The organism is Hyunsoonleella aestuarii (genome assembly GCF_006148925.1).
In the GTDB taxonomy this organism is placed as follows: Bacteria; Bacteroidota; Bacteroidia; order Flavobacteriales; family Flavobacteriaceae; genus Algibacter_D; species Algibacter_D aestuarii.
On the sequence record NZ_VAWB01000005.1, the window covers coordinates 1 to 7,896 of the forward strand.

3 protein-coding genes are annotated in these 7,896 nt (G+C 35.6%); all 3 read right to left on the minus strand.

Annotated features, from left to right (window positions below):
- Positions 1 to 323 (minus strand): hypothetical protein (locus tag FEF17_RS14200; protein ID WP_139003086.1); only part of this gene is annotated, 323 nt, incomplete at its 3' end.
- 330 nt (positions 324 to 653) lie between these two features.
- Complete coding sequence (locus tag FEF17_RS14205) at positions 654 to 7,127, minus strand: DUF8693 domain-containing protein (RefSeq protein WP_139003087.1); 6,474 nt, start codon at positions 7,125 to 7,127, stop codon at positions 654 to 656.
- 190 nt (positions 7,128 to 7,317) lie between these two features.
- Positions 7,318 to 7,896: T9SS type A sorting domain-containing protein (locus tag FEF17_RS14365; RefSeq protein WP_211342489.1), on the minus strand; the 579-nt coding region annotated here is incomplete at its 5' end.

Sequence of the window (7,896 nt, forward strand, 5' to 3'; positions counted from 1 at the left end):
AAGTTAGTAGGGGTGGACCAGTTAATTTCATCGCAGCCATTGTATTGGCCTAGATTATCAAAGAGTATGTTAGATACACTGCTTTTACCAAAACCAGCTTTAGCAGTACTGTATTTTTGAGATTGTAGTTCTTGTTTGGCACGCGGTAGATTTTTCTGAGCTCTATCGGCATAGTATTTAGTAAGGTCATCAACAAGGACTCTGTATGGTACACCTAAGTTAGAAACGTTTTGTAGTTCATGCTCAGAGAGTTCAAGTTGCAGCCCTTCACTGGTTTGAATAGCGCCACAGGTTAAATCGATGCCTTGGTTGCTTAAACGCAACAAAACATTTTCCGAAGGGTTACTAATTACAACGCGTTTAAAATTTGCTTGTTGTGAATAAGAAAAACTTAAACACAAAATTGTGAGAAAGAGGGATATTTTTCTTTTCATTTTGATTATAAATTAAGTTAAGGTTTTGCTAAAAATAATGTTTTAATATAGTTTATTGAAGGTTTGTTAGAATGTTTAATAACAAATAATTGTTAATAAAGTGTTCTCTGCTTGATAAAAAATAAAAGAGGCTGTTTTACCAGCCTCTTTATCATTTTTAGTTAAGTGATGGTAGATTTGGGGTCTAACTAACTCAAACTAAAAAAATCCAACTAAAACTTATTTTATTAAAACTTTTTTAGATAGTGTGCTATCTATCATTTTTACTTTTATTATATAAGTACCAGGAATTACTTTTTTCGTTTTGAATTCCAAATAATTTTCATTTTCAATATTATCAAACTTATGAATAGATTGGCCAAGTATGTTATAGATTTCTAATGATTCGATATCTTTTAAATTTGGATTATGAACTATAAAACTTCTTTTTTCATTTGAAAAGAAAGTATTCAATTTTTTGTTTTCTATATCTTCAGTTCCTAGCGAAGGAGATTCGAAAGCTTCAAAAGTTAATTCGAAACGACCTAAATGTTCACCTGCATTTAAGAATACTTCATAATTGCTCTCTTTTAAGTTTTGATAAATATCTAAATCCTTATCGTATAAGAAAATATCCTTGCTAGAATCAATATTTTCTAAACCTTCAATTTTAATAATGGAAATACCATCAATACTAGTTTTAATACCTAGAGGAAGTACCTGCTGATTGTCAAAATTATTTACTGCTTGAATAACTAACTTACCATTATTTCCTATGTTCCAATACATATCTTCAACGTTGGTTTCTGTTAATGGTCCATCAAAGCCTAAATCAAATCCATTAGTAGTATTTTCATCAACCCCAACCAATAAATGTCTGTGATATCCTTTAGGTGAATCAAACATCAATCTTATTTTTTCTCTAGTATCTTCATTTGACTTTATACTAGTCGATTTAGATTCTTTGTTGGAAGATTTCAAGAAGAAAGATGTTCCCGAAGATTCCTTTTGGAAGATTCGTTGACTATTTTTAAACAAGATAGTTCCTCCATCTACAGATGATGTAATATTAGGATCATTGGTTTCTCCGGCAATGTCTGTATCCTCGAGTGCTGAAACAAAGAATCCTTGACCAACTGGAATGTATTGAAACGGAATTTTTGTACCAACTTCGCCAGTAGCACTAATTCTACTATCGTTGTTAATGGCTGGAGCTCCTCCCATTAGGGTGTATGTCGCATACCCGCCTTCATATTCTTTTAAAATATGTGAACTACTTGCAAAATGATCCCAAAAATATAGAACACCGTTAATCACGTTAACTGAGTTTCTGCCTAATCCATCAGCGATGTTGTCTTTAATAAACTCATCTGCATCAATTGCAGATGGGTATGGATTACCTACCAAATATTGATTTTCGTCCGCCATTGTTAAAGTTATATCACCGTTATTTGGTTTTCCATTAAAAACATAGTTTTGCTCTTGCGTAATAACACCGCCAGTATCTGCAACTCCTTTCATGGTAAACCCTTCACCTGCTAATAGAGTCCCTGTACTTCTCATATGTTGCCATTCTGAATAGGTATTTCCAAGTCTGTTTGCGTATTTCCATATCCAATAATCAGCAATTGTGGCGCCGGTTGAATTGGCAACTCCCGGGGCCCCATTATAACCAGATGTTGAAAAGGTAAGGGGTAATGGATTAGATGATACTAAGCCATCGCTTAACATATCTGGGACTGTATATGAATTATTATTTGAAGCAGTGTTGCTTATCCCTGTTGGAGAAGACCAATAATTATAGGTATACAAATCTCTTGTACCTTGTTGATCTTTTTCAATTGTTCCCGAACTTGTAACATCTAAATCACTATCTTCTGATTGAATTAGTTGAGATTCGCCTTCAAGATCAATATTACCATCCATTTTAAGATAATGTGTAACGGTTAATCCATTACCAGTGCCAGAACTATTGTCACCAGTTAAAGTTAATTCGTTAGAATCTACAAATAAGCCTAACACAGATCTGTTACCATTATTACCTGCTGGTAACGATGAGTTATCCATGGTTATAATGTGTGCAGTTCTCACAATATTCCAGTCTACCGTCACCGTATTATCTGCCAATGCAGTGGCTCCAGGAATAGTTTGTACATCACCATTTGTCCAAGACGCGTTTGTGTTCCAATCGCCATCTTGTGCAGATATGTAAGGTAACGGAGCCGTTTGCCAGTCAACTGTTTTTAAATTTTTTAATGCTCCTTGGTTGCCTTTTCCAGATTCATCTTTTGTATTGGTGTAGGTATATGTAGACATTGGATAATAACCAGCTAGACTAGACCATGGTATGGTTGATGTTTCATCTTTAGTTGGGTTAACTAAACGACTGATGAAATAACCTGGACCGACGTTAAGAGAATTATCTGTGATTTCTTGATTCATAATATATCGCAATTGATCTACTGTTAAGGCAGTATCCCAAACGCGAACTTCATCTATATTCCCATGGAAATAGGCACCAGGGGTTAGTTTACCAGCTGCTGCAATAAAGAATGATTGCGAAGTATTCACTGGTGGCGCTAACGTTTCTGTTTTTTCTAAAACACCGTCGATGTAAAGATTAGCTGTTGAACCATCGTATATTACTGCTACTTGATGCCATTCATTCTCTGGTATTACAACATCTGATACAATAGTTTGGGTACCACCATTTTGCCATGACATTTCAACATGTCCTGTAGCATTGATTTTAAGGTCATATCCTTCTGTGTATGCTGCGTCTCTTTTAGAAACAATAGATTTATTCAAGGAGTTAGTTTCTCTTTTAATCCATGCCGATATTGTAAAGTTCGCAGGAGTTAGGTCCAAATTATCTTCCACATCAACATAATGACCATTAGCTGGATCAAAAAATATGGAACGTTCAAAAGTTTCTTCTGGAGCCCAGCCAAATGTGATGTATTCTGTATTGTCAAAATCGTATTGGGCATATAAATTACCTCCAGATTCTGTCATTACACGATAGTCTGCAGTTGGATCGAAAACTCCAGTGGCAGAAATAAACATTAAATAGCGACCGTCTGGCGGTGCAGCTGTTCTTACAGCGCTTACGGGAATTGAAACTTCTACCGCTGGAATATCACCAGCGTTACCATTTTCGACAACTTTCCATATCCTAGGAATGGCTGTAAATGACACATTAGTGGTAGGTTTTACTCCAACGATGTCTTCACTCATATCTACAGTTACGTTAATAGCAGAACCATTAATATCGGCATTGTTATTTCCCCACATTAAAAATTGTCTATCACTTAAAGCAGTTGTGTTGGCAATATTTTCTTTATTTGTTGCATAAGTACTTGTCAGAGACATGGTTAAAAATCCTGTAGTAGGACCATCAATATCTGATTCATCATTTTGACTTCTAGATTGTCTTTGATCTAGCAAAGATGCGTCATCGCGACCAATACCTGCAACATCGTAATTGTGTCCATTATTAACACTAGTATCCCAAATTACCGCACCCTGAGAATCAATATAATCAACATCATTTAATCTATAGGTAGTTGCTGTACTTGCAGAATTTTGTAAGGTTACACCATATTTAACACCTAAGTAACTTTGTATTTTTTGTTGATTTAAAGCTGAATTTGGTGAAGTATAAGATATAATTTCGGTTAACATACCATTCATTTGTGATGTTGTACGTCCGGCTAAACCACTTCTACCTGTTCCTACTAACAAAGGTGTATTGCTAAACTCTTTAAAGTTTAAATCTGCTCCATTACCAGCAGTACCGGTAGCATTATCAACACGTTTACCATTTTTATAGATTTCGGTTGAAGTTCTTGCTGGGTTAGATTTTACATTAACTATTAAAACATGATTCTGATATGTTTCTGTATTTGTAGTATATGCTCTACCGTATGAGTTATCGTTTGGTGCAGAAGATCCATTAGGGAATGAGTTTACATTATGCGACAAAATCTCATCCGTAAAACGGGCAGAGGTACTTCCCATACCCAATCCAGAAGGATCTTCATGGAAATTATCATCGCTGTAACGTCCTCCAACTGCAAATTGCCTTCCTGGACTAAAGCTTCCTGTTTGCGTATCTACCACATCATCACTTCTAAATACTGCGAAATATTCTGTAGAATAAAAACCACCTTTACCATTCATATACTCAACATTATTATTGTCGAAGTCGAGTACAGGGTTGTAATTCATGTTTCTTGTTCCATTGTCTCTATAAATAGGAGCTAAAGAAGCGGCTGCAATAGCATCTTCTTTATCTAAAGTTGTAACATATGCTTGGTCTTCCCAATTTGTTAATGCAGTACCATCCGTTGCGGCAATACCTTGATTTGCTTTAAGCCATAATCTTAAATTTGAAGTAATATTGGCTGGAGCGACAGCGGAATCGCTTAATGGTGTGCTAGGATCTGCTTCAATTCTAAAGTTATCAAATGCAACACCATCATCTGTACCAGAACCATTAGAGCTAAATTCTATTCTAAATCTAACATTACTTTGGTTAGCAAATGTAGCATCAGATAGGGTAAGGGAGGCTCTAATAAATTTATTGTGTGTAAAAGCGGTATTAGTCGGGTGACTATTATTACTCCATCCATCAGCACTTAGAGCATTTACATTTCCTTCGTACCAGTTTGTACCAGATCCGCTAGCACCAAGTGGTGTATAAGCACCGCCAGCAACTGAATATAATATGCGCATACCATCATTACCACTTTCAGTTTTATATTTTACATCTAAACTTAAACGGATATTATCTATTCCGGTAAAATCCAACTGCGGACTTTCAACAACAATATTTACATTACTTAAATAGTTGTCGTAATTAGAACATCTCCAAAAACCACCTTCTGCTATTTCAATAGCTGTAGCAGGAAACGCATTGGTCCATAACCAAGAATCTCCTGTAGATGTTACTGCTGTCCATCCGCCATTATCCGCATCAAAATTTTCATAGTAAGCGGTATATTCTGGTGGTGCAGCTGTACCTTCTCCTTGAACGGTAAATGTATATGGGTTTTCGTCACTATCATCGTTTGCAATGGTAATAGTGCCAGTAATAATACCAACAGAAGATGGTGTAAAAGTTACTGTAAAGGTTGTGCTTCCACTAGATGCTACAGTAGAAGACGGCGCTATTGTTATTGCAAAGTCAGTATTATCACTTGTTATAGAGCTAATGTTTAAAACCAAAGAACCATTATTTTCAATAGTATACTCTGTACTAATAGGAGATAATGAATCTGTAGAACCAAAAGAAGTTTGGTTTAGTGCTGCTGGACTATCTGTACTACCATCACTAATAGGATTGTTGGCATCATCAAAAACATCAATTTCTGGAGATGGTGGCGTTCCTGTTCCATGGATATCAAAAACATATGGCTGTTCACTACAAACCGAACTATTATTTACAATAGTAACAGTTGCAGTTCTTAGTCCTAATGCACTAGGCGTAAATGTTATGGTGAAACTATCGAAACTATCTCTGTCAATAGTTGTAATAGAACTTGTTACCGTGAAGTCGGCAGCATGGGCACCAGAAACGGTTATACTAGTAATGTTTAATTGATTACTACTTGGGCTACCTCCTGTATGTGTATTTTGAATTACGAAAGTATGTATTTCAGGGAAACCAACATTATGAAGCCCAAAATCGGTATCATCTGCTAGATCGGGTGTTGTGTCGTCGTCAGCAATGTCGATAGCATTTCCTTGTACATTGATGTTTTGCGACCCTGTAACAGATGCTGTTCCTTCACCTTGAATATCGAAGGTATATGGGTTTTCATCGCTATCGTCATTAGCAATACTTACGGTTGCATTCTTGATTCCACATGTAGTTGGGTCGAATGTTATATTGAATGTGGTACTACCACCCCCAGATGTTATTGGTGTTGTAGGATTTGCTGTAAGGCTAAAGTCTGCAGCGTCTGCTCCTGTTATTGTTACATAGGTAGGACTAGTTCCAGTAAGATTTAAGTCTAAAGCACCTGTATTAATGATTGTAAACGTATTAACTACAGTTCCTACAGCAATATCAATTTGACCAAAATCGGTATCGTCTGCTACATCTGGAGTTGTGTCCCCACTAGTAATGGATGTGCCATTACCTTGAATGTCTATTTCTGGGGCAGGAGAGTAACCAGTAATGGTTATTTCGTCAACCCATAAATCGTCATCATCATTATTTGCAGAACATCTAAATCTAATCCTTGAAGTTGTTGTAAAAGAAACTCCTCCTCCAGGACTTAATGATATTGTTTGGTTAGTATATGTTGTATCATTATTGAAATCGGTACCTACTACTAAATTAGCTATTACTGTATTCCAATTAGCTCCTCCATCATCTGAGAATTCGATAAAGAAATCATGATTTGTTCCAAAACCAGTTGTACGAAAATCGTAGGTGATGTCAATTGATCCATATGATGTTAGATCAATATTGTTTGTAAACATAGTTGATACAGTTCCGTTACTATTATCCTGTAAGTTTGATGAATTTGAACCAGAAAGAACTGATCCCGTATCAAGAAAACAATCTATACCACCACTATTCCAGATTGTAAAGGGGAAACTACCAGTTTCAAAATTTTCATAATTAATAGTAGTTTGCGAATTCCCCTTGAGGTTAAATGCACATAACAATAAAAATGTTATTACATAAGTAATTTTCTTCATGAGAGATTAAGTTTTAGTTTTGGGACTAATTAAGTTTTATAAAAACCTATGCCACAAACATAGCACTTAACTCCATGAAATACAAAAATAATCGATGAACGGTTATTTAGTATTTTAAAATATTGATAATCAATTACTTAAAAAACGAGACTTCTTTTTGTTTATCTCGTTTTTTAAGTAATTATGGCCTCTAAAACCTAATTATTTGCTTTACAACGCTTTTTTGGGAGGCCAGATTGGTAATTTTAATGAAATAAGCCCCTTGAGAAAGTTCGTTAAGATTACTTACAACAAGCTTATTGTTTATTAACGATAATGTCTTACGATGTATAACTTTTCTTCCATTAATATCATATATTTTAATATTAAAAGTATCATTTCTAAAGGCTATTGGCAGATTTACTGTTAAATGGTCAGAAAATGGGTTAGGAGATACTGAGATATTAACAACATCAAATTTTTCGTTACTTAGAGCAGTTTGTGCTTCACCATCACAATCCTCGTCAATGGCATTACCAGGTATTTCTGTGGCATTTGGATTTACGGTATCATCGGAATCATTACAATCGGTATTGTTAGCACTATAGCCAGCAGGCGCTGAAGACGCACAAAGCATAGCCGTAGTCGTAGACCCAAAACCATCACCATCAGCATCCACATAATATTGCTGTGGTGTGTTTACGGTATCATCAGAATCATTACAATCGGTATTGTTAGCACTATAGCCAGCAGGCGCTGAAGACGCACAAAGCATAGCCGTAGTCGTAGA